Raw genomic sequence first — 666 nt, forward strand, 5'->3', positions numbered from 1 at the left:
CGCGCTCGGTGTCGTGGGCCGACAGCGTCGCGCCGCTTTCGGTCCGGATCTCGGTGCTCGCCTGCGTCCGCGTCGCCACCGACAGGCTCGCCCCGTCCAGGTTCGTCGCCGCCTCGAGGCCGACGTCGGCGTCGAAGTCTGTACCGGACTCGGCCTCACTCTGGGACTGAACGGCGACGGACGAGAACGTCTCTTCGCCGTCGACGCGGTAGTTCGTGATCGCATCGCCCTGTAGATCGAACGTCACGTGTGCGCTCGCGTCTGCGTCAGCCTCCGCATCGCTCTGTGCGGTCGTACTCGATGCGACTTCGGTCGACGTCGTCGCTGCACCGGCGGCCGCGGCCATCGTCACGGTACTCGCGGCCACGAGCAGTGCGATCAGCACCGTAGCACCACGATTCATTGTACGCCGTGACTTTCGACGCCGCCATAAAACTCGTTCTGGCAAATCCGTCCAATCGTCCGTCCCCGCGGCCGCCGTCGCCGTCGGATCCGCTGTTGCGTTACCGCGAGATATCTTCGCCCCGCTGGTCGACGACGGCCTCGACTTCCTCGGCCGTGACGAGCGCGACGTCGCCGGGGATCGTCCGCTTGAGCGCCGCCGTCGCCGCGGCGTACTCGAGGGCCTCTGGAACGTCGTCACCCTCGAGCCGGCGAGCGATGAAC

At 67.7% G+C, this 666-nt stretch carries 2 pseudogenes; both read right to left on the reverse strand.

Annotated elements, in window-relative coordinates:
- Positions 1-403: pseudogene (locus tag PGX04_RS28425) on the reverse strand (hypothetical protein); the annotation flags it as partial.
- A gap of 100 nt (positions 404-503) precedes the next feature.
- Positions 504-666: pseudogene (locus PGX04_RS28430) on the reverse strand (sugar kinase); the annotation flags it as partial.

It is taken from the genome of Natrinema soli (assembly GCF_028618695.1).